Below are 1,200 nucleotides of genomic sequence, written 5' to 3'. Positions count from 1 at the left end.
ATTTCATTTTTAATATCCTCTAAATTGTTTTAGGGTTTGGTTAATGTGGACTGAAGTTTCCTAGTTTTTAACGCACTAGAATATTAGCGATAGCTTATTTTGAAAAATATTACCACTTACTAATATACTCGAGATTTCTTTTCAAAAAACTAAATAATTTATTTTAAAAACAACAGGTTAATGATGAATGAGACCTGGTTTTGGTGTATAATAAAAGGGTCTAACACATTGATTATACAAACAAAACGGTCTCATTCATGTTCATTTTACGCGATATTTTACTCCCGCTTCAAGACCATTTTTCTGAAACCACTTTAGGCCGCGAACGAGCCTCTCTGTTCGTTTACACAATCCTGTCCGTTATCGTTCCCTTTACGTCGTCCATGACCTCTAATGTATGGCGTTGCCTTGATACCCTGTTTGGGTTTGAGATCAAGAACAAGAACAAGCGCTTCTACACCTTCATGGCCTCTTCAACTTTGCCGTGGTCTGGATTGTGGAAAACCGTCTGGGGGTTGATTCCATCTCCTGAAACGGATGGTCGCATATTGGTTGCGCTGGATGATTCGATTAGCACTAAAGTCGGGAAGAAAATATTTGGCTGTGAAACCGTTTTTGATCATGCCGCCAAATCGAATCAATGCAAATATCCATGGGCACAAAATATTGTATCGGTAGGATTGTTGAAACAGATAAAGGGACGTTGGGCATGCTTATTTTTAGATTTCCGGTTCTACCTTCCTTTAAAAACGATTCAAGCGAAAAAGGAAACAGCGACGATAAGAGGTGAAGTTATTCCTTTCCAGACCAAGATGACTCAAGCCGGGACTATGTTAATTGGAATTGCAGAGCATTATTCCTCATGCCCAATATTAGCGGTCACGGATAGCTGGTTTGGTAACAATGGCCTATGGAAACCTGTTTACAACGCCATCGGGAACCGGTTTAATATTCTCTCTCGGTTAAGGTGTAATAATGTACTGTACGACCGTCCGGAAAAAAGAAAAAAGGGACAACGAGGTCGAAATAAAAAATATGGACAGCGTCTGGGTTCAGCGACCGAAATGGCCAAAACCGTTCAAAAAGAAGCCAAGTCCTATACTGTAAATCTCTACGGAAAACAACGTGCAGTCAGAGCTTATGGGTGTGTTGGGTTCTGTCGCAAGTATTGCTGGAAATGCAGGAAGCCTAGTCTTCAGG

Annotated in this window: 1 protein-coding gene; it reads left to right on the top strand. The window is 40.5% G+C overall.

Features of this window, described 5'->3' with window-relative positions; translation table 11 throughout:
• Positions 1–257: 257 nt before the first annotated feature.
• Positions 258–1,200 (top strand): IS701 family transposase (locus CDZ78_RS20665; RefSeq protein WP_140414280.1); only part of this gene is annotated, 943 nt, incomplete at its 3' end.

The sequence above is a fragment of the Bathymodiolus platifrons methanotrophic gill symbiont genome (assembly GCF_002189065.1).
Taxonomy (GTDB): Bacteria; Pseudomonadota; Gammaproteobacteria; order Methylococcales; family Methylomonadaceae; genus Methyloprofundus.
The sequence above is the reverse complement of the archived record's forward strand: the minus strand, read 5'-3'. Positions and strand labels throughout refer to the sequence as shown.